Below are 21,867 nucleotides of genomic sequence, written 5' to 3' on the forward strand. Positions count from 1 at the left end.
TATATTGTGAAATAGGCGAAAGTTTTTTAGAGTTGTTAAAGTAAGAGGCTGACAGTTATTGTCAGTCTTTTAATTTTGCAGGAAGAAAATAAAAAAGGCATTTAACAGGAAAGTGTTGGATTATTAACAATTATTTAAGATCCAAAGCTACAATATATCTACTCCTGAACTATAATAATTTTAGGTCAGAAATAAGCTTCTGATTTTGTGAGGAGTTAAGTACTAAAAAAGCTTAATTTTGTTTACGTATTTATAGTCGTTTAAAGGATTTATGATTGGTTATGATATAATAAAATTCAAGTACAATAAGGGGGATTAATTAAATGATTTTTCAAAGCATGATAACAGCTATTATAGAAAAATTACAAGAGACGGTGAATCCCTATTGGATAATTGTGTTTGGATCAACGGCTGAGAACAGAGAACGAGAAGATAGTGATATTGATATAGCTTATGTAAGTGACACAACATTAGGGAACTATGAACGTTTTTTATTAGCACAGGAGTTAGCTAACATTGTTCAGAGAGATGTTGATTTAGTTGATTTATCCGAAGCTTCTACAGTTTTTCAAGCTCAGATTATACATACAGGAAAGACAATATTTTGTTCCGATGAAAAACGTAAGGTTATTTTTGAAATGAAAACTTTAAAAATGTATTCAAAATTGAATGAAGAACGACAGGTAGTATTTGATGATATAAAGAAAAGAGGTTCTATATATGAAGAATGAGGTTATTTTAAATAAAATTTCTACAATAGAGCGTTGTATAAAAAGAATCCAAGATGTGTATGGAAATGACCCTGAAAATTTAGAGGACTTTACAAAACAAGATTCAATAATATTGAATATACAAAGAGCTTGTGAAGCGAGTATTGATCTAGCAATGCATATTGTTGCTGGGAAAAAATTAGGACTACCCCAATCTAGTCGAGAGGCCTTTGATTTATTGGTTACAGCAGGATTACTTAGCGCTGATCTAGCAAATAAGTTAAAGGCGATGGTTGGATTTCGTAATATTGCTGTTCATGATTATCAAAGTGTAAATTTAGATATTGTTCGTCAAATTATTGAAAAACATTTAACTGATTTCAAACTATTTACGAAGGAAGTAATGGGGATATTGGAATTTTAGGCGAAAGAACAGAATAATAAAGCTGAGAGATAAAGTAATTCTATGACTAAAAAACCAGCTATTGAAACAATTACTTAATTTCGTAAGAAGAAACGCGGTCATAAGATGAGTTTGTTTTTGATTTTAGCGAATAAAAACAATATAAAATAATAGAGTTTCAAAAAAATAGCCCTCCACCAGACCTTTTTTGGTCAGATGGAGGGCTATTTTTTTTCATGTTTTGACAAGTTGCGGTGAGATAAGCCTGCATTTGGACAGACTTCAGCCCCCGAAATCGAGCATATCGATAGCCATGTAGTTCTTTGGCGTCCGCAAAGCTTCGCTCTATAGTTGAATAGCGTACTTTGTAAAACTTTTTCCCTGTAACTGTTAGTTTGTTTTTTCTAGCGATATCCTTATATTTCTCCCATATATGATGAGTGATAACTTTTTGTTTCTTTGAAAAACATACCTCACGTAGCGGACAAACAGCGTAGTCTTCTGGGGTGGATTTATATTGATGATATCCTTCACGATCCGTTGTCGCATACTCTAAAATACACCCCATCGGACAAGCAAATGCATTCATTTCTTCTACATATTTAAATTGGCTTTTTGACCCTTTACGCTCCTTGAGGAAGGAGTCTTCTTGGCTAAAATGATAAATTTGAAGCTATAAAAGTAACAGAATTATGTAATAAGTGAATCAAAAAAACAACCCCAAAAGCAGACATGGTAACCTGATATTTTTCATTCTTTTTTTTATATACCCAATAAGCATAGTTATATAAAAGACCAATTATCGTTGTACCAACTATATAAGTGATTCCATATGGATGATTTAATCCAAATATAATTGAAGCTATTAATATGATAAGGTAATCGTGATTTTTAATGTAAGGAATCCAACTTAATAGCCAAAATAAAAATACTTGAAAAACTATTGTTTCATATATAGGTGCCGCTAATACCCCTAATAAAACTTGAAGAATAAGAGGTGCTTCTGTTATTGGGTTTTTTTGTATTTCAGGTAAGAATAGATCTAATGGTATTACAAATAAAAATGATCCTAATAAAATAAGAAAAATAAAAGAAATGGTAGGCAAAGCAAACATAAATCTATTTATTTTTTTGAGCATATATATTTCTCCTATAATCTTTTATTACATCTATACGAAAAGTAATAAATAATTGAGTCTCTTTTTGTTTGACATGTTTTTGTCTACTATTGATGAAAACCGTTCTGTAATTGAATTCTTGGCTTATATGTAGGTGTAGCGATAAAGTAGGGATATATTAACACTATATTGTTAATATTAAAATATTAAAGAGCTAAGTGAGATATTAAGTTCACACCAATTTTATGATGAATATAATATCAAGCCAGTTAAGGAAATATGCTGTATAGGACACGCTTGTACTGTTTATTTTACTATATGAATATTTAAGTGCATATAGTTTTGGAGGAGTATGTATTTTTGCATTTTTTAATACAAAAGTTTTTTATTAAAAATTTACTTTCTGCGCTACCTCATATGAATTTAAGACACTTGAAGAGTAAAGGCCAAAAGAGTCTAAGTTTAGATTGTACAGGTAAATATTATAATATTATAGAAAAATAAGGGAAAAAGTTATAAAATAGGAGATTGAATTAAACTTTCAGATTTTATTGTTCTGCAAGATAAAAATAACTAAAGATGAGGCTCTTAAAAATTCTTATCTTTATTTAAAACTAACGATATTATAAAAAATCCTTGCTGAAGGTACTGCAACAAATCTAATTCGAAAATCTTTAGGAGATAAATATGGAATTTTAAATATTCTTAGTCGTCTATAAAACATTATAGCAATTATTATAGGCAAATCCTTTAATATCATCCATTTAGAAGAAATCAATACAAATAGAAAAGATGAAGTGGTAGAAGTATTACGTCTTCCTTTTAATAGATTTCCAGGAGCAGCTGAACATATAAAAGATGCAATTGTAAATGAAAAAAAATTGGAACGTTTGGTTGAACGATAAGTATGCTATTTTAAAGTTTAAATTAATAACAGAAAGAGAATCTCTTAATATGTTACTACTTTATTTTTGTATTGTTGAAAATAAGAAAGGTGAAATCAATGAAAAAATATTGGCATAAGCTATCGTTGCTTCAAAAAAATGTATTACTAACGGTATTAGTAATTCTGACCCTTGTTGGAAGTATGGGAGCGTTAAGTTTTAATATGTTTCAAAATAGTATGATGTCTATATTTGAGAGGCAGTCTTTTGAAACAGGTGATGCGGTATTAAATCAATTAGATCTAGAAATGGTAAGAGATGTAGCAAAAGACCCCACAGCTCAAAGAGTGAAGAAAGAAAAATTGACAGAGCAATTAAATAAATCTATAAAAGATATGAAAAGTGTTGGACAAACATATGTTACAGGAGCCAAGCTAAATGAAAAAGCTGAATTACAAATAGTAGCTTTGGATACAGAATTAGCAAATACTGTTTCTGTAAAACCAGGTGAATACTATGAGCAGCCTACTTATTGGATGAAAACATATGATAAAGTAATACAAACAAAACAGGCACAAATGACAGAAGTGTATGAAGATGAATTAGGGTTCTGGGTAACAATTTTAGAGCCAGTTACAGATGAAAATAAAAATATAATTGCAATTGTTGCAGCGGATTTGGAAGCTTCTATTATTCCACTTACAAAGAAAAACTTTATGATACAAGGTTTACTATTTATTATAATTTCATTAACTATCGCAATTACAATTCAAATATTTATCTCACGAAACTCTCTATCGCCTTTAAAGGATTTACAAGAAGGGTTACGTAAAGTTGGTGAAGGGGATTTAAGTATTAAATTGAATGAAAGATCTGATGATATAGGGATAACTAATATCTATTTTAATAACACTATTAAAAAGTTTAATAAGATTATAGATAAAGTAAGGGAGACTGCTGAACAAGTTTCGACATCTTCACAGGAATTGTCGGTAAGTACAAAAGAGAATAGCATAGCCTTTAAAGAAATTGCAAGTGCTATTACAGGATTAAATTTAGGAGCACATTCTCATGAATATGTAGTGCAAAAATGTTTAGGGATTGTTCAAGAAATGGAAAGTAAGATGAAAGAAATTAAAGGAGCTGCAAAACAAGTTGGCAATGCTTTGGAAGACATGGAACAGCATTCTGTAGAGGGAAAAGATTTGATTAAGCAAATCGTGAATCAAATGAAAAGAATCCAAGATACAGTTCAGGATGTATCTTCTAGTATTTATGCATTCGAAGCACGATCTAAGGAAATTCATGAAATTCTTACTGTAATTACAACCATTTCAAATCAAACAAATTCATTAGCTTTAAATGCTTTTACTGAATCCTCATGTGCTGGAGAGATGGGGGAAGAATTTTCAGGTGTTGCGGACGAGGTACATATATTAGCGGAAAGAACCAAGGCATCTGCAAGGGATATAGCTAAATTAATTGGTGAAACCCAGGCTGAAGCAGAGAGAGCTGTAAGATCCATACAGAAGAGTTCAAAGGAAGTAGAAGTAGGAATAACACTTGTTCAAAGTAGTGGTGCTTTTTTTGAAAAGATTTCAGAATCTGCACAATCTGTTACAAATCAAATTAAAGCGACTTCGAATCATTCAAGTGAAATTCTAACAGATAATCAAACTATTGTTCAGTTTATAAATGAATTATCACACATTGCGAATACATATGTGAATAGTAGTAGTAATGTGGAGACAAGTATGAAAGAGCAAGAACTATATGTACAAGATATTGCAGAGTTAGCAAATTCTCTAAATTGGCTCTCGCAAGAGTTACAGGGGTTAATAGGGGAATTTAAAAGTAAGTAGGATAGAAGAAGGTAAAGGTATAGGGTATGACCTATACCTTTATTTATTCCCACATAAGGGATGAAAGCTTAGGTATATATGTAAAATAGCTAAACGAATAATTTTTTTGCATATTTTGTTGGAAATAGAGCATGATATTACCAAATTCAACGGAGGTGTTTAAAAAATGCAAATTCGCGAAAATAATAATTCAAACGAAATCTTAATAGCAGCTGCAGCAAGTGCAATTGAACAAATGAAATATGAAATAGCTCAGGAGTTTGGTGTTACACTTGGACCGGACTCAACTGCACGAGCAAATGGTTCAGTAGGTGGAGAGATTACGAAACGTTTAGTTCGTATGGCGCAAGAGCAGCTATCTGGTCAATATAAAATTCACTAAAACTAAAGGTATATCCCATTGAAGGGATATACCTTTTTAATTTGTTTGTAAAGAGGATCGTTACATTTTTTATTATTGGTTAAGTTTAGAAACAGCAAATTTAGCTGTAAAATTCATCTTCTTCATGTACGTAGAATTTACACCTGCTTGAAATTGTACAGAAATATTACCGTCTTTTTGCGCTTTGAATACGCGACCATATGGGGAATTAGCATTGAATGTGCCAATTACTTGATCATCTGCATCAAAGACCGTATAAGAAATTGGGAACCCTGAATTTTGTACAAAGACTGTAAGTTCTTCCCCTTTTTTTAGATTAAATGATTCTTTTTGAGACACTTCATAGGAACTCATAGAGTAGTATTTTGTGACTTCTTGAATTTCTAAATTCGTAGTAGCTGCACTCGCTTTTAATGCCTCAGCCCCTGGTAAGTTCATACCTGAAAATACTGCAATTCCTAGTGCCCCTGCTAAAATCAATTTTTTCATAATAGTATTTCCTCCTTTAATATATTGTGAGATTTGAAACGAAAGTGAAAATTTCAATCCCTGAAACCATTATAGTTACAATGAGAACTATTTTCAATGGGGATTGGTATGTAATTTTGCATACACAAAGTAGCGATATAAGGTAATCTATTCAAGTTTTGAAGTCTTCTTAACAGAAGGGAAGGGTAATTTAAAAAAATCATGAATCAGATTGTAAATGAACTCTATATCTTTTGTAGAAAGACTAGAAAGTGGGGACTTCATAATTTGAAAACACCAAGGTGGAGTTTTTCTGAATGGGAATGAACAATCCTCTATTAAAAATATTTTTTTACACCAAATATATTAAATTAATCCTCATATAACACATTATTTTTCAGTAAATGTTAAAAACTTTACGCGTATGTAAATTTTTAACATTATTATTTTTCTCAATTGTATAATTTTATTTTCGAATTATACTTAATTCGTAATACCAAAATTAGGAAAGGACCTTTGAGACAGGCCATTTATCTTAAATTCTTATTTAGAGGAGTGATTTAAAAAATCAATGAAGGAAATGTATCTCTAGATTAATTAGGAAAAGAATTTGAAGTGTTATTATACTCATCCAAAAATATAATTAGCATTGTTTAAAATACATGTACATTTAATAAATCCACTTTTGAAATTAGTGAGAAAACTGATATTTCGTATGTAAGTAATAATGAAATTGAACGAAAGGACTGATTTATATGGACAAAAGAAAGAGTGGTAGATTACAAAAAACTATAAAGGTGTTTGCTACATCCGCTATTTTAGCAACTACTTTATTTGCACCTATCATGACAAATAATTTAGCTGTACATGCTGAAACTGCACAAATTGCAACTCAACTTGAACAAAGAGAGTTTGATCTTCCAGGTACAGGCAGTTTTTCGGATGAAGCAAAAAGAGAAAAAAGAGGTGAGCAAAAAAATTATATGCCAACAGGCATTTATGTGAAACCTAATGAACAGGTTACTATTACAGTATCAGGAACACAAAAGATTAGAGCCATTATTGGGACACATCAATATGATAAAGAATGGGGAAAAGAAATTGATCTTTCTCCCGGTTCTAATACTATTTCTTCATCGAACGGCGGTGTATTAGGGTTAGATAATTTTCAAAGTACAGGAACAGTTAAGGTGCAGGTAACGCAAGGCGGAAGTCCTATTCCTTTCTTTGAATTAGGGAAACACACGAAAGAAGACTGGGTTGCCATGATGAACAAATATCCAGATGCACATGCAGTACAATTGAAATCAGAACGAGCAGTACTAACTGTAACTCGTGATAGTGCCAATAAATATATTGTAAATCAAGATCCTCTGCCACTATTAAATAAATATGATGAAATGATTCGAGCGCAAGACAAGATATCGGGGCTATCTGAAACAGAACCTAATCCTTTACATCGTTCAACTCGTCGTATTTGGACCTTTGTAGAAAACCCTAATGCACAAAGCTGGGGCATGTATGCAAGTTGGGATGGCGCCGTCTTTACAACTGCTGGTGAAGCAATCAAAAGTACTTTAAATGTAAATGAGTTTGGATGGGGACAAATGCATGAAGCGGGACATGCAAGACAACAATATCCATGGACGTGGAATGATTTAAGAGGTATGGGTGAAGTAACTGTTAATCTATATTCTTTAGCTGCATTCAAGAAAATATATCCAAATAAACCAACACGTTTAGATACAGAGGGAGATTATAATAGGGCTTTTGCTTATTTGAAACAAACGAATAAAGAATATAAAAATATTGATGACCTGTTTGTAAAACTTATTATGCTTTGGCAGCTTCATTTGGCATATGGGGATGATTTTTATCCAAGTCTTCACAAATTATATCGTGAGATACCAGAGGATCAACTTCCAAAAACAGACGAAGATAAAATACAAGCTTTTATTTACAATACATCGAAAATAGCAAAACAAAATGTACTACCGTTTTTTGATCAGTGGGGATTGAAGGCAACCCAAGAAACGAGACAAAAAGTAGAAGCTTTAAATAACCCGACATTAATTGCACCTATATGGGAAGCAACGGATGCTAAACCTGTTAAACCACTTGCTGTATTATCTAAAAAAATAATGAAGGCAAGTGCAAATAGTGAGGAATCAACGGGTTCAGCTAGTAAGGCGATAGATGGAAAAACAGATACATTTTGGCATAGTAGTTGGACACCAAATCAATATCCATACAATTTAACACTAGAACTTGGCGATACACGTACCATTTCACAATTGGCATATCTTCCAAGGCAAGATGGATCAGAGAATGGCCGTATTTTAACTTACAATATTTATACGAGTGTAGATGGCGTTAAGTATGAAAAAATATCATCAGGAACATGGGAAAATAATAGTAATAAGAAAAATGCAACATTTGATCCTGTTACTGCAAAATATGTAAAAGTAGAAGTAACAAATGGACAGAATGGATTTGCTTCAGCAGCTGAAGTAGATATTCTAACTGATTCTCCATCTGTTAAACCATACGTATTGCCTAAAAATACAATGAAAGCAAGTGCAAATAGTGAGGAAGCAAGTGGTTCAGCTAGTAAAGCAATTGATGGGAAAACAGATACATTTTGGCATAGCAGTTGGACACCAAATCAATATCCATACAATTTAACATTGGAAATTGACAAAAATCAAACAATTTCAAAAGTGGATTATCTTCCAAGACAAGATGGATCAGAGAACGGCCGCATTTTAGGGTACAGTATTTATACAAGTGTAGATGGTATTAAATATGAAAAAGCATCCTCAGGAACATGGGGAAATAATAGTGATAAGAAAACGGCAACATTTAACCCAGTTACTGCAAAGTATGTAAAAATAGAAGTAACGAATGGACAGAATGGATTTGCTTCAGCAGCTGAAGTAGACATTTGGGGATATTAATCGTTTACACAAATGGTTGGGGATTATAGCACGTCGCTATTAACCTAAAAAAGTTTATCCATAAAACAAAAAACGCTATTCTTTTTGTAAAAATATACAGAAAGGATGGCGTTTTGTATAAATCCATCAATTCAGGATGAGTTTCATTTGTTCACTAAAGAACTACAGCCATATCCATCTTCAACAACTTGAATAAGAGATAGATTTGGTAAACCGTAAAAGTTAGTATGGCGCACGAGATTTGACGGTTTTATGTATCTGGACTCGTCGAGAAGGAACAAGCGATTCTGTTACTTGATTATTTAGTCAGCTTTATGCAAATACAGCTACACATATGAGTTCAGAAGAAGTTAATCAATGTTTGAACCGATATTCGAATTTATTTCTACAGTTTGTATTACATATAAATATTGTAATTAAAAAATTCAATTATGAAAAAGTAAAACATGTTCTTGTCTTTTTACATCTTTTGATCGTATTCCATGAACATCAAGTGAATATATTGTTAATTTTATCTGTATTCATTTTTTATAATGAAACATTTTAAGGTTGATAAAGTTTCATTATATGGGATTATTAAACAAAAATGATAAATTATATGTTATGATAAAAAGGCAATAAAGTACATCATCCTGACTTTATTGTGTATGTTTAGCCTATGTATGTCGTTTGTATTAGAAATAAGAAGTCTCCTTAAAAAGAGGCTTCTTATTTTTTGTATGGAGGTGGTATTACAAATGATGGATTATTATCAATTTTTTTTAATTACCATGGCAGGCATTGCCTTATTTTTTTATATACAACATGTTGGAAAACCAACGAAAAGAAACAAATGGAAGTTTTTAATTGTAGTATTTTTATTTTACCTTTTGAATTATTTATTTCTTAAATTTTTATAGATAGATATGTAGGGGATACGTTTATCATTCTAAAATATAAAAAAGGAAGGTGTAATCCTTCCTTTCATTATCCAGTATGTCCATGCGAATATTTAATAATATTTACAGTACTTTGAGTGCCTGTTGAAGAACTTGATCCAAAAGTAACTGTAACGACAATTAAGATACCCAGTAAGCTAACCGCTAATTTTTTCATTTTAATGCTCCTTTTTTAAAGTTTTTTTCACTGGCTTTACTAGCTTCATAAAAGTAATAGCTAGCTTTTAGATGATTATCTTCTTTGTAAAATTGGACTGCCAACTTTTCGGTATATTCATTTATATACTCATATAGTTCTTCTCGTTCAAAATAAGAAATTCCTTCTAAAACAGCTTTTTCTAAATCATTAGCACAGCTATGTAGATTTATTTTTTCTAAAATATTAAAGTGATGAATATAACCTTCAATTCCCAATTGAGTAGAGAGTTGGAGGCCCTTTTTTATTAATTCTTGAGCAATTTCATATTCTCCTAATTTATAATGCTCTCTAGCTTCAATGAATACAGCTTTATAATCGCTGGGTAGTTTCTGATTAACTTCGGATAAATATCGTAATGCTACTTCAGATAGATTCTGAGTAGCGTACATAAACCCTAGATTGTGACGGACAATTAAAATATTGTATTCTAAATTTTCTTTTTGGAATGTATCCATAGCAGAGATAAAGTGTTCCTCAGCTAATTCCCATTCTTTTAAATGAGTGCATGCTAATCCATATAAGTTATTACAGAAGGCAACTTTTAATTCATATCCAGGATGCTTTGAAAATATATCTTTAGCCTTCATTACATGATTAATACATAAAATTGATCTATGTGTATGACAATAGAAAATGGCTAACTCATAATGGAATTCAGCATGTTCAATCTCATCAGGTATTGTTTCTAACAGGTATTCTGCTTTATCGTAATGTATTTTTGCAAGACTATGATTGCCGGTAACATTGGAATGAATGGCTTTAAAGAAGTGATAATAGTATGAAAGGAAATCGTCTGTAGGAGTTTTGTAAGCATCACTTTGTTTAAAGCTATCTTTAGAAATACTTAAGCTATCAATTAAATATTGATGTCTAAAATCTAGTAGTGAGTAGTATAATAATATCGTTTGATTTTCTTCTATATTATGAATTCTGTTTTCAATTTCTTGTTTAAGTAATTGAGCGGCGTCTACATGCCTAGCCCTAATTTCTTGATACCATTCATTTAATAAATGAGTTATTTGCTCGTTCCCCTGTATATGAACATTCATTGTTCAATTTCATCCTCTCCAAAGATATTATTCAGCAATTAGTATCATATCAGAAATTTCCTCTATCAAAATCTATTTAATAGCATTTATCAATATAAGACGGAATATTCTATTAATTTATATTTATTGAGATTCAAGTAGTATGTATTATTGTAATTTCTGTAAAAATAATCTTTTTTGATTTGAAGATTTGATCAAAATATATTTTTTTAACAGGCGAAAAGGGAACCATACCTAAGTAATTATGTATAGCAATAATAGGAAAAAAGAAATAAATAATAAAGGGGAATTTGAAATGTTAGAGTTAAAAGAAAAGAAATCTTGGAAGAGGATAAGATGTTTGGTATATTGTATTATGTAAATGTAGATGAGTTAAATATGATTTCTGACTTTAAAGAATTAAAGGAGGGTTGTATTCGTGTAGCAACAAACTTATATGGTAAAAATTCATCTGAAGTACAAGCTTGTAAAGCAGCTTATATTTAATCTCTTAATAGGGTGTAGATTATTATTTGCTATTACTAAATGAATAATAACATAATAATATTTTGACATTAGAAAAGGAAACGCTTTTAGAGTGTTTCCCTTTCTAATATAATTGATTTTATTTTTTAGATCTCACATAACCAGCTGCTTGAGCATCAGTTTCTGAACAGAACCAAACAATATTGTCTTTTGTAGAATCATAATATTGTCCACCAGGAACATGGTATTTTTTCGAATTGGCATTTCCTTTAATTTGTCCTTTACAAGTGGTATTGGATTCTTTGTCATCACTAGGATCATTTTGGAAAGGTTTCCGATTAGAACCGTTATGATTACCACTAGATGAGGAAACAACAGCATTACTCTTTTGTGAAGCTTCTTCCTGGGCCTTACGATTAGCTTCTTCTTGAGCTTTACGGTTAGCTTCTTCTTGAGCTTTACGGTTAGCTTCTTCCTGAGCTTTACGTTGAGTCTCTTCTTGAGTTTTACGGTTAGCTTCTTCTTGAGTTTTACGGTTAGCTTCTTCTTGAGCTTTACGGTTAGCTTCTTCCTGAGCTTTACGGTTAGCTTCTTCCTGAGCTTTACGGTTAGCTTCTTCCTGAGCTTTATGGTCAGCTTCTTCTTGAGCTTTACGGTTAGCTTCTTCCTGAGCTTTACGCTGAGTCTCTTCTTGAGCTTTACGGTCAGCTTCTTCCTTACTCTTTGTGTCTGCTGTATCTTTTTTAGTATCTTGTGAAGTGGCAACTTTGGTGTCTGCCTTTTGTACAGTTTGATTGGAAGTTGATTTTCCATCAATAAATACAATGCCCATTAAAAAGAAAGCTAGTGCTAGATATAAATATGAATATACTACTTTCTTTCTGGTTTTAATTTGTATTTTGGGTAACACCAATTGTGGTTTGATTAATCCAATAATTAAAGCAAGTAAGCTTAACGAAAATCCCAAAAAACCAATATTAACAAGGGCAGGGCGAATAGAATTTGGAATAATTGCTTGAAGTATTAAAAATAAAATAAAGATATAAACAATGGAAGCAATAAACATTTTCCATGCGGTTTTAGAGCGATAACCAAAAATTTTTCTCCAGTTCATTTAAGAACCTCCTTATCTAAGATACTAGATTTTGCTTATAAATTATAATAATGTAATGATTTAATATCGAGATGTAATTCATCACCTCTCATTTAATAAAATTAATGTATTTATGTAACAAATATACATATGTAAGCATATCATTGTCGTTAACAAATTTTCCATTTTTTATTTTCATTTTTTCTTGCTTACTTGAAAAATTTTAGTATATTAGAGATTTTAGATGCTTTATTTTGACTCATTCGTTAGCAAATGAAAGTTTAATCATCATCTAAAAGGAAAACTTGGTGTTAAAATATGAATTAATATAAGATAGTAAGTATTAATTAAAATGTATAAGGAAGTGAGTAAGTATGAAGAGAAAAATATCAGTGGTTGGTGCGGTAATTGTTAATGAAAATAATGAAGTCTTATGTGCATTACGTTCTCCTACAATGACGTCACCAAATTATTGGGAATTTCCAGGTGGTAAGATAAACAAGGGAGAAGAGCCACCAGCTGCATTAATTCGTGAAATTAAAGAAGAGCTTGGATGTACAATTGTTGTAGATGAGAAGGTAGAGGAAGTCGAGTACGAGTATGAAACTATTGTTGTTCATCTTACTACATATAAAGCTAGAATTTTGGCAGGTAAGCCTAAAGCTCTCGAGCATGCAGAGCTAAAATGGATGAGTATTAAAGATTTAAAGCATTTAAAGTGGGCACCTGCTGATATTCCTACCGTAGAAGCACTGTAGGAATATTTTAATGAAATATCCTTGAGAATTATACTTGTATTATGTAATATATAATTATATTGTTAGTTTATTTGATTCCGTTTATTCCCACATCTTATGTGATGTGGTTGAGTTGTAGAAGCAAGTTTTTTCTTGTTTCAATTTTGAAAGGGCTTCTTTGAGCCGATTAGTGTATATAGCCTATTTGCTATGCACGATTAATCGACTTAAAGGAGCCCTTTTTTGTTTGTTTAAGTGGATGTATAAAGTAGTTTTTAAGTTAAAGAGAAATATGATTGTTTAGAAGGGATATATAGTGATGAATTGAAACCTATAGCATCTAACAAAAAGAGTTATATGAAATTATAGTAAGTTAAATCTCATATAGAGATTTAAAAATACCGAAGTAATAATTGCAGTTAAAGGGGAAGGTCTCAAATTTTTAAAGGGACTCAATAATGCATCTATAGAAGAGGAGAATTAAAATTGAAACCAACTAGAGAAAAGTACGTAATTAATGGGGAGTATACAATAGAACGTAAGCTTTTACATAATGAAATCATTAAATTATTTCTAAATGATCAGCCGCAGCAAGAGCAAGAACCTGAGGCTATATTACTTGGTGGTGGTTCTGCTGCTGGAAAAAGCTCAATTGGAGAGTTAGTAAGTAAGGGATATAAATATCAGAAACAAAACATGGTTTGGATAGATCCTGATAAGATCAAAGAACAAATACCAGAATATCAAGAGTTAATAGAATCTGGGAATATTGAGTTAATGAAACAAGCAGCATTTTTAGTTCATGATGAAAGTAGTGATATTACCATGAAACTTTTAAAAATCTGCATGAAAAGAAAAATAAATTTTATGTATGATGGTACAATGAAAAACGAAGTAAAATACAAAAAGTTAATTCAACAATTAAGACTAGCAGGTTTTAGTATTAAAGCAATTATTGTAGATGTTCCAATCAAGGTTGCCTTAGAGCGATCCAATTTGCGTTTTAAAGTAACAGGAAGATTGGTACCCCAAAGTATAATTGAAGAAAGCCATATGAAAGTAGCGACTACTTTTTCTAAAATTAAAGATTTAATAGATTGCTATACTTTATATGATAATACAGGGAAGGAACCAGAAGTTTTTGCTTTTAAAGAATCAAAACGAGTAAAAGAAATTATTGTTGATGAATGTAGAAATAATCAATTTATCGAGAAATCAGCTCTTGTTTTCAAGTGAATATATATCGTTTAAGTTTTATAAAATAATTAATAGATATTATCCTGACATTTTATTATATTATTGATATAATAAATACAGGAGGCGATATAAATGGAACTTAAAGACCTTATGAATTATATTGAAGAAAACAAAGAAGAACATTTTCATGATTTAATCGCTAAAAATGAACGGGAAATTGTAAAAAAAGAAGAAGAAGAGAAATAAAAAATTTAAAATAGAAGAGTTGGCCTTTTGGGTCAACTCTTTTGTTTTTATAAATGGATATAAAGTTGGATTTCTCAATTGTTGAGTAAAAGGAATTGCAGAATTTTTCTGTAGAGAAGGTTGTTTGGTATTGAAAATGAAACAGACAATTTGCTAATCATAGGAGAGTTTTTTAGTATTATATTAAATAGAAAATAGCGTAATGAGTTAACGCTTTAGGAGAGAGTATATGAATCATTTTATTGTTATGCAGGGGCATACATATCAAGAGGAAAAAGGATTAGAAATTATTTGGTCACCTAAAAAGGATAGAGGCGGTAATGTACCACATTCATGGAAAAGAATGATGGATGTAAAAGAGGGGGATCGAATCTTTCATTATGTAAAAGGGAATATTGTAGCAGTTAGTATAGCTGAAGAAGATTGTAAGGAATCGAATAAACCATCGATTATGAAAAGCCATGATCAATGGAATGATGAAGGCTATTTGGTATCTTTAAAATATCATGAGTTAGAAAAACCAATTAATATACGTGAGAAATTTGAAGAGATATCGCACCTGTTGCCAATTAAATATTCACCTTTTCAATCAGATGCAAATGGAAACCAAGGTTATTTATATCCATGTAATGAAGAATTAGCCCTTAAATTAATGGAACTAATTGGTGATTCAAACATTTATAAAATAAATGATGAGCAATTAGAGTTAGCAGTTGATCCGGTAAGAAGGACAGAAAACAACACATTAATTCCGGTTATAGCTGAGACGGAATCCGAAGTAAAAGCGAAAATCCGAATTGGACAGCAAAAATTCAGAGAAGAATTAATGGAGATTTGGAATGAAAAATGTGCATTATGCGGAATAAATTTACCAGAATTGTTAAGAGCAAGTCATTCTAAGCCATGGAAAGATAGTACAAGTATGGAACGCTTAGATCCGTATAACGGTGTACTACTGTGCTGTAATCATGATGCTCTTTATGATAAAGGGTTTATCACATTTGATGGACAGGGACGACTGCATATTTCCTCATTAATATTGGAAACAGATTATATGAAATTTGGATTAATACCAAAAGCTAAGATAGGAATTCAACCGGAGAATAAATTATACTTTAAGTGGCATAAGAGGAATATTTTTAAAGTAAAATAGTATAATTTTTAACTTCAAGGACAGGAAGAGCATAAGAGAGATGAATTGGGTTATTCAGTAAAGGGGAATGGTACATGTATAACTGTAATCAATGTGGGACAGAAATGATTATGCAATTACAAGATAGATATAGAGAATATTGTCCAAAATGTGAAGAGCTTAAACCAAATAACTTGGTATACTATAATCTATATGAATTACTAGATTATATGGAAGCGAATCACTACATGAGTAAGGAAAATATGCTACATCATTTTTTGAAATGGGAGTTTGATTTAACGAAAGGGAATATATTCAAGTTATATCTAGACATAGATAAATATAATCAATCCAATGATGAGGATTTTACAAGACGATTAGAGGATTATATGAAGGGAATTCGATTAAAATTAAATGTTAAATATGAAGATGATTATATTTGGATTAAGGTTAATTAGATGGAATTCCAGATGTAATGAATTTTGTTTTAAAGAGATAATAAGTAATTGAGAGGAGATTAATAGTGATGGAAGATTTGCAAAAGGCAGTAATAAAATTTCGAGATGAGAGAAATTGGGGGCAATTTCATAATGCGAAGGATCTAGCAATTTCCTTAAATTTAGAAGCATCAGAGTTACTTGAGACTTTCCAATGGAAGTCTAGTGAAGAAGCAACAGAGACGAAAATGCAGGAAATAAAAGAAGAAATGGCCGATGTAATGATCTATTTACTTATGCTAAGTGATAAATTAGATATCGATCTAGAAGAAGTAGTACATGCTAAGTTGGAAAAGAATGCAGAGAAATATCCTGTAGAAAAAGCATTTGGGAGTAATAAAAAATATAACGAACTGTAAAGCGAAAATCGTTTTACAGTTTTTTAAAATGGTTATGAGAAAGCAGATGGTTGAGATCATGATTTGGATGTACGGATTGTATTTCAAAAGTATGAAATCCACACATCCTTAAGTATTCTTAAAATTAAAAAGTAGGGAGTTATTCAAATGCTATCATTTGCAGCAAAATTATCTTCATTTTACATAATTAAAAAGAAGCGAAAAGAGTTTGAGCAAGGTTGTATCAGAGATCCTAAAATAGATGGAATACCAGTAGTCTATATTCAGCGGGATAAGAAGAATTTATATGTAGGTAAGTCTACAGATATATATGAGCGTTTTGTTGCACATATAAGTGATGAAGCTAAAACATTCAATGAAGTTATTGTAATAAAAAGTGAATTATTTAATGAAAGTTCAATTAAGCATATTGAAACATTGTTAATTGAATATTTATCTGCAGATGATAAATTTAACTTACTGAATAAAGTAAGGGGCCAAAAGATTCATTCTTATAACGGCATTGAAGATGTTCAAAGTATGTTTAAAGAAATTTGGAATGGGTTAATTAAAGAAGGGGTAGCAAGTGAGAATTTAGGTGAGATACATAATAAATTTATTTATAAATATTCACCGTTTAAAGAGTTATCGGCTAATCAAATTGAGGTTTGTAAAGACATTTTTAATACAATGCTTACTACATCAAATAGTCGACATTTGATTACAGGGGACCCGGGTACTGGTAAAACAATTGTATTAACAAACATCTTATATGCGCTTGCTTATGACAGTGAAACTGGTAAAGCGAGAGAGGGATTGAATTATAAGGATATAGCACTTGTTGTTCCACAAAATCACTCATTAAATTTATATAAGAGCTTGATGAACAAACTAGGTCTACAAAGTATTACAGTACTGTCACCTTCACAATTTATTAAGCAGGCAAAAAGTAGGGGCACAAAATATAAATATGTTTTTGTGGACGAAGCACATCGTCTAAAACAATATTTTGGTAAACAAGCACGTGATTTAAAACATTTAGTCACCGATAATGGTTATACAACTGAGTTGGAATTAATAGAAACATTTGCGTATCACTTAACTGTGGTTTATGATCCATACCAAACAATTCGACCAGCAGATATAGATACAGATGTATTCCAGCAGTTGACAGCGAATTATAAGAGGCATCCTTTACATAAACAATTCCGTTTAAAATCTGGAGATCAATATTTAGCATGGCTTCGTAAATATTTACAAATAGCAAATAATGTTGGAGTGTATGAAGAAGGGTTATTACAGGGATATGACTTTAAGGTAATGGATTCTATTACAGAATTGAATGAATCTATGAAAATATTAAATAAAAAACATGAATTATGTCGCGTAGTCGCAGGATATTCTTGGAAATGGATTACACAAAAGGATAAAAATCACTATGATATAAAAGATCCCGTTACAGGTGAGACATTCAAATGGAACTCAAAGGTAAAAGGTTGGATTAACTTTGAGAATAGTATAGAGGAAATAGGATGTATACATACTACACAAGGTGCGGATTTAAATTATGTTGGAGTGATTTTAGGAGCTGAAATTGATTGTGATTACGCAGGTGAAGAAAATGGAGACTATGATTTAAATAAGGCTAAGATTGTAGTGAATCCAAAAGAATATAAAGATCGAAACGGTCTTCCAATTAAGGGAACAGATATAAATAATGAGGAGTTAACATCCTATATTAAACGTATTTATTATGTATTATTATCTCGCGGAATAAATGGATGTTATGTCTATGCAGTAAATCAAAATATGCAAAGATATTTAAAGGAGATAGCAAAAGTAAGTCAATAATTATGAAAAGGGGTTACCTTTAATGTGGTAGTCCCTGCCAATTAGATAGCATTTAATAAGTATTTAAAGAGCCTTACTACACATAAATTGTAGTAAGGCTCTTATTATCTCTATAGAAATAAGGATTAGAAAATAACTTATCCCCTCGGAAGAAAAAAGACTTTATTTTAACTTCCCTATTGATAGGTTAACACGATAATTCCCATATTTTAATAGTCGACCTAGAAAGTTATCCAATTCTTCATTAGAAGAAAAATGTGTTTTTAATAAATAACATCCTTCACCACTTACACGATGTACTTCAGATATTTCTTCTTCTTTTTGAAAGAAATCCATAAATTCTTGATGATTAGCTGATGTGACAAACAAAGTAACAAATGCAGTCACGGTTTGTCCTAGTTTGATTCGGTTTATAGCGATTGTATATTGTTCAATAATCCCTAAATCCTCTAATCTCCTAATTCGATTTCCTACAGCCTGCCCAGTCATATGTATTTTTTGACCTAGTTCTTTCCATTGTATTCTTGAGTTTTCTCCTAATAATTTCAGTATCTCAAAATCTGTTTGATCAATAATATAAACCAATCCTTTCATCGTGAAAGTAGAAAAGCAGAAAGTGTTTCGCCAACTTATTCAGCTTATCGATACAATTCACTATACTAAGTTTATCCTCTTACATCGCATTGTTTATTAGTTATATTTACTTATAACACAGAGGACGCAACAAAAAAATACATCTAGATTTAAAGGAGGTTACAAATATGTTATTACAAGATATTTTATCGTTCAATGAAAAATTTGTAGAAAATAAGAAATACGCCCCCCGTGAAGCAACAAAAATGCCTAAGAAACGTATGGTTGTTGTTTCTTGCATGGATGCTCGTTTAATTGAGCTACTTCCAAAAGCTTTAGATATACACGATGGAGATGCAAAAGTTATCAGAAATGCAGGTGGTAAGATTGCTTCTCCTTTCGATAGTGTTATGCAAAGTGTTGTAGCATCAGTATATGATCTAAATGCAGATGAAATCTTTCTTATCGGACACCATAGATGTGGTGCAAGCCAAACTAATCCCAAAGGAACACTTCAAAAAATATTAGATCGTGGAGTAGCTTCACCAGAAATTTTAGCAGCAATTGAATATGCTGGTGTTGACCTTGAAAAATGGCTATTTGGATTCGATGATATCTGTGATTCGACTCAAGCTAATGTTGATTTAGTAAGAAATCATCCACTTATTCCAAAAGATGTTCCTGTACATGGTTTAGTTATTGATCCTCACACAGGTAAATTAGATGTAGTAGTTGATGGATATAAAACATTAAATGGTATGAAACATTAATCATTACTTAAATGAAGGGAAGTTATTAAATATGAATAGACAAGAAGCTACGCAAAAAATTATGGAAGCAAAAATCGCAAAAGGTTTAACATGGGAAGAAATTTCAAAAGTAAGTGAAAACTCTGAGACTTGGGTTGTAACAGCATTATTAGGGCAGGCTACAATGACAGGTCCGGAGGCAGAAAAAATCGGTAAACTATTAGAATTAGATGAAGAAGTAGTTCAGGCATTAACAGTAGTTCCACTTAGAGGTCAAGTAATGCAAATGCCTCCTACAGACCCAATCTTATATCGATTATATGAAATGATGTTACAATACGCCCCAACTCTTAGAGAATTAATATTAGAAAAAGCTGGAGAAGGTGTAATGAGTGCAATCAACTTCAATCTAGGTGTGGATACACAAGAAGATCCAAAAGGTGGCGATCCTCGTATCGTTATTACACTTAACGGGAAATTCTTACCGTTCCGTACTTGGTAATTAATTAAAAATCTATCTATATAATTAAAATGATTTTATGGAGTTACAAAATCCATCCTTTTTAATTTAACTGTATAGAAAGGATGGATTTTTACTATGAGATTCTTTTTCGGTAAAGGAGAATAATATGAATAAAAAATACTTTAATACAAGCTTTAATATTCTACAGTGGTTTGTTTTTTTATTAGCAAATGCAATTGCATTGCCTATCATTATTGGTGGCATATTCCATTTATCAGTAGAAGATATTTCAACATTAATGCAGCGAACTTTTTTAGTCGTGGGAATAAGTTCATTTATACAAGCATGGTTTGGGCATCGCTATCCCATAGCGGATGGTCCAGCCGGTTCATGGGTAAGTATATTTGTCATACTGGGACAAGTTGCTATGCATCAGGGACAAAGTGCAAAAGACGTGTTGCAACTTTTAGAAGGTGGGTTAATTATTGCAGGTATATTACTCTTCGTGCTTGGTATAACAGGGTTTGTTTATCGAATCTTACGTTTATTTACCCCTTTAGTTACAGGGACTTTTCTTTTAATTTTAGCACTTCAACTTAGTGGTGTGTTACTAAAAGGAATGATGGGATTACAAGGATCTGCAACTCATCCTGATTATCCAACAGCTACTATTGCGCTCTTTGTTTTTGCCCTTATTACTTTCTTATCAATTAAAGGGACAGGATGGATGAAAAGGTACGCTGTGTTACTTGGAATTTCATGTGGTTGGCTTTTGTATGCTTTTTTAGGAAAATCATCTTATATGCCTACACATACAACGCTAGTTAAGTTACCAGAGATATTTGCTTGGGGCACACCTAGATTGGATATTGGAATGACCCTAACTGCAACTTTATTTACATTTCTTTTAGTTGCAAATACAATTGCTGCTATTTCAGCTGTAAAACAAGTAGCTCCCTTATCTAAAGAAAATGAAAAGCAAACATTGAACCGTGGTGTATGGGTCGGAGGTATATCACATATTATCTCGTCGTTGTTTTCTACAATTGGTATTGTACCATTACCTGCATCAGCAGGATTTATTCAATTAACAGGACAAAGAAAAGTGAAGTCATTTCTTATAGCAAGTCTTATATTAGCAGGAATTTCTTTTGTTCCCTCAATCGTAAGCTTTATATCCTTGCTTCCAGGCCCTATTGCAAATGCTGCACTTTTAGCAACATTTGTCCAAGTAATAGGCATTTCATTTCAATCGATTTTAAGCGAAGAATTAAATCAACGCCGATTAACTATATTAGGAATTACATTATTAATCAGTTTAGGAATAATGTTTCTTCCAGAAAGCGCATTTAGTGGCATTCCTTCTTCCTTACAATATGTTTTAAGGAATGGATTGCTCGTGGGTACCGTGATTGTCATTCTATTGGAACAGTTTTGGAAAGAATAAAGTATTTATATGCTTTTTTATTTGGAAGAAAATAAAGAATGAAAATCAGCATTTGGAAATATTTTAAAATATCTTGATATAAACCTATGTATTTTGTAATATATAGGTA

The 21,867-nt window shown here is 31.4% G+C and carries 20 protein-coding genes and 2 pseudogenes; 15 read left to right on the forward strand and 7 right to left on the reverse strand.

Features of this window, described 5'->3' with window-relative positions; genetic code table 11:
* Positions 1–323: 323 nt before the first annotated feature.
* Both mntA and hepT read left to right on the forward strand, forming a co-directional pair.
* A complete protein-coding gene (gene mntA / locus EBQ15_RS26755; protein ID WP_000577229.1) occupies positions 324–731 on the forward strand; it encodes a type VII toxin-antitoxin system MntA family adenylyltransferase antitoxin in 408 nt (135 codons plus the stop codon).
* Positions 721–1,134, forward strand: coding sequence for a type VII toxin-antitoxin system HepT family RNase toxin (hepT, locus tag EBQ15_RS26760; RefSeq protein WP_000787540.1), 414 nt, complete (start codon positions 721–723; stop codon positions 1,132–1,134). The genes mntA and hepT overlap by 11 nt, the downstream gene beginning before the upstream one ends.
* Before the next feature lie 123 nt (positions 1,135–1,257).
* On the opposite strand, the pseudogene EBQ15_RS26765 reads toward hepT, so the two are convergent.
* Both EBQ15_RS26765 and EBQ15_RS26770 read right to left on the reverse strand, forming a co-directional pair.
* Positions 1,258–1,732: pseudogene (locus EBQ15_RS26765) on the reverse strand (transposase); the annotation flags it as partial.
* Between the two features lie 34 nt (positions 1,733–1,766).
* Positions 1,767–2,252, reverse strand: a complete 486-nt coding sequence (locus EBQ15_RS26770; protein WP_000913857.1) for a CPBP family glutamic-type intramembrane protease — start codon at positions 2,250–2,252, stop codon at positions 1,767–1,769.
* Positions 2,253–3,234: 982 nt separating this feature from the next.
* Here EBQ15_RS26770 and EBQ15_RS26775 point away from each other — a divergent pair.
* Entirely contained in the window at positions 3,235–4,977 is a 1,743-nt protein-coding gene (locus EBQ15_RS26775) for a methyl-accepting chemotaxis protein (RefSeq protein ID WP_000761127.1), read from the forward strand.
* A 166-nt stretch (positions 4,978–5,143) separates the two neighbouring features.
* Entirely contained in the window at positions 5,144–5,359 is a 216-nt protein-coding gene (locus EBQ15_RS26780) for an alpha/beta-type small acid-soluble spore protein (RefSeq protein ID WP_001167047.1), read from the forward strand.
* 72 nt (positions 5,360–5,431) lie between these two features.
* Here the strand turns inward: EBQ15_RS26780 and EBQ15_RS26785 are convergent, their stop codons facing one another.
* Positions 5,432–5,848, reverse strand: a complete 417-nt coding sequence (locus tag EBQ15_RS26785; RefSeq protein ID WP_000733520.1) for a hypothetical protein — start codon at positions 5,846–5,848, stop codon at positions 5,432–5,434.
* Positions 5,849–6,582: 734 nt separating this feature from the next.
* Between EBQ15_RS26785 and EBQ15_RS26790 the strand changes: the two genes are divergently transcribed.
* Positions 6,583–8,784, forward strand: coding sequence for a discoidin domain-containing protein (locus tag EBQ15_RS26790; RefSeq protein WP_000361331.1), 2,202 nt, complete (start codon positions 6,583–6,585; stop codon positions 8,782–8,784).
* Between the two features lie 966 nt (positions 8,785–9,750).
* Here EBQ15_RS26790 and EBQ15_RS31835 read toward each other — a convergent pair.
* Positions 9,751–9,879 (reverse strand): hypothetical protein, encoded by a 129-nt coding sequence (locus EBQ15_RS31835; RefSeq protein WP_000732005.1) that lies wholly within the window; start codon positions 9,877–9,879, stop codon positions 9,751–9,753.
* Positions 9,876–10,970, reverse strand: coding sequence for a Rap family tetratricopeptide repeat protein (locus EBQ15_RS26795; RefSeq protein WP_001100606.1), 1,095 nt, complete (start codon positions 10,968–10,970; stop codon positions 9,876–9,878). Before EBQ15_RS26795 ends, EBQ15_RS31835 begins: the two co-directional genes overlap by 4 nt.
* Positions 10,971–11,297: 327 nt before the next feature.
* Between EBQ15_RS26795 and EBQ15_RS26800 the strand changes: the two are divergent.
* Positions 11,298–11,456: pseudogene (locus EBQ15_RS26800) on the forward strand (M4 family metallopeptidase); the annotation flags it as partial.
* Between the two features lie 118 nt (positions 11,457–11,574).
* Here the strand turns inward: EBQ15_RS26800 and tolA are convergent.
* The gene (tolA, locus tag EBQ15_RS26805; RefSeq protein ID WP_001104483.1) at positions 11,575–12,549 is read right to left on the reverse strand and encodes a cell envelope integrity protein TolA; all 975 of its coding nucleotides are present in this window, start codon (positions 12,547–12,549) and stop codon (positions 11,575–11,577) included.
* A gap of 353 nt (positions 12,550–12,902) precedes the next feature.
* Between tolA and EBQ15_RS26810 the strand changes: the two genes are divergently transcribed.
* The 6 genes from EBQ15_RS26810 to EBQ15_RS26835 all read left to right on the forward strand — a co-directional run bounded on the left by EBQ15_RS26810 (position 12,903) and on the right by EBQ15_RS26835 (position 18,526).
* Positions 12,903–13,286 carry a (deoxy)nucleoside triphosphate pyrophosphohydrolase gene (locus EBQ15_RS26810; protein WP_000823379.1) on the forward strand — a complete coding sequence of 128 codons (384 nt, stop codon included), beginning with the start codon at positions 12,903–12,905 and terminating at the stop codon, positions 13,284–13,286.
* Between the two features lie 465 nt (positions 13,287–13,751).
* On the forward strand, positions 13,752–14,501 hold the full coding sequence (locus EBQ15_RS26815; RefSeq protein WP_000805386.1) for a zeta toxin family protein: 750 nt from the start codon (positions 13,752–13,754) through the stop codon (positions 14,499–14,501).
* 436 nt (positions 14,502–14,937) lie between these two features.
* Positions 14,938–15,861 (forward strand): HNH endonuclease, encoded by a 924-nt coding sequence (locus tag EBQ15_RS26820; RefSeq protein ID WP_001015284.1) that lies wholly within the window; start codon positions 14,938–14,940, stop codon positions 15,859–15,861.
* A gap of 74 nt (positions 15,862–15,935) precedes the next feature.
* On the forward strand, positions 15,936–16,298 hold the full coding sequence (locus EBQ15_RS26825; protein ID WP_000282134.1) for a hypothetical protein: 363 nt from the start codon (positions 15,936–15,938) through the stop codon (positions 16,296–16,298).
* Between the two features lie 68 nt (positions 16,299–16,366).
* Complete coding sequence (locus EBQ15_RS26830) at positions 16,367–16,696, forward strand: nucleotide pyrophosphohydrolase (protein WP_000389841.1); 330 nt, start codon at positions 16,367–16,369, stop codon at positions 16,694–16,696.
* A 147-nt stretch (positions 16,697–16,843) separates the two neighbouring features.
* Entirely contained in the window at positions 16,844–18,526 is a 1,683-nt protein-coding gene (locus EBQ15_RS26835) for a DUF2075 domain-containing protein (protein WP_000947891.1), read from the forward strand.
* Between the two features lie 162 nt (positions 18,527–18,688).
* Here EBQ15_RS26835 and EBQ15_RS26840 read toward each other — a convergent pair whose 3' ends face one another.
* Positions 18,689–19,120 carry an Lrp/AsnC family transcriptional regulator gene (locus EBQ15_RS26840; protein WP_000677474.1) on the reverse strand — a complete coding sequence of 144 codons (432 nt, stop codon included), beginning with the start codon at positions 19,118–19,120 and terminating at the stop codon, positions 18,689–18,691.
* A 167-nt stretch (positions 19,121–19,287) separates the two neighbouring features.
* On the opposite strand from EBQ15_RS26840, the gene EBQ15_RS26845 reads away from it, so the two are divergent.
* The 3 genes from EBQ15_RS26845 (at position 19,288) to EBQ15_RS26855 (ending at position 21,758) form a co-directional block, all read left to right on the forward strand.
* A complete protein-coding gene (locus EBQ15_RS26845; protein ID WP_000926479.1) occupies positions 19,288–19,869 on the forward strand; it encodes a beta-class carbonic anhydrase in 582 nt (193 codons plus the stop codon).
* Positions 19,870–19,900: 31 nt separating this feature from the next.
* The gene (gene cynS, locus EBQ15_RS26850; protein WP_001081565.1) at positions 19,901–20,350 is read left to right on the forward strand and encodes a cyanase; all 450 of its coding nucleotides are present in this window, start codon (positions 19,901–19,903) and stop codon (positions 20,348–20,350) included.
* A 127-nt stretch (positions 20,351–20,477) separates the two neighbouring features.
* Complete coding sequence (locus EBQ15_RS26855) at positions 20,478–21,758, forward strand: purine/pyrimidine permease (protein WP_001037024.1); 1,281 nt, start codon at positions 20,478–20,480, stop codon at positions 21,756–21,758.
* Positions 21,759–21,867 lie beyond the last annotated feature (109 nt).

This window comes from Bacillus sp. 2D03, from assembly GCF_003946765.1.
Taxonomy (GTDB): domain Bacteria; phylum Bacillota; class Bacilli; order Bacillales; family Bacillaceae_G; genus Bacillus_A; species Bacillus_A cereus.